This is a genomic window from Vaccinium witches'-broom phytoplasma str. VAC, assembly GCF_000309405.1.
GTDB lineage: Bacteria > Bacillota_I > Bacilli_A > Acholeplasmatales > Acholeplasmataceae > Phytoplasma.
In genome coordinates this window covers 1-256 of the sequence record NZ_AKIN01000111.1, presented here as the reverse complement: position 1 = coordinate 256, position 256 = coordinate 1, and the positions used below count along the sequence as shown (strand labels likewise).

The following is a 256-nucleotide window of genomic DNA, read 5'->3' as shown; positions in this document are numbered from 1 at the left end:
AGCAGTTTTATTTGTTATGCCAAACTATTAAAAATAAATTTAAAAAACATATTTTTAAAAAACCACCTCTGTCTGATTTAAATTTATTACAAAATAATTTTTATGCTTCTGGACCTTATGAAAAATTATGTACTGATATTACTACTTTAATCTATGGACCTCAATACGAAAAAAAACTTTATTTATCCGCGATTATGGATTTATATAATCGAGAAATTATTGCTTATACCATAGCCAATAAACAAGATCTATCTTT

1 pseudogene is annotated in these 256 nt (G+C 23.8%); it reads left to right on the top strand.

From position 1 onward, the window contains the following. Window positions 1-256: pseudogene (locus RI68_RS03930) on the top strand (IS3 family transposase); the annotation flags it as partial.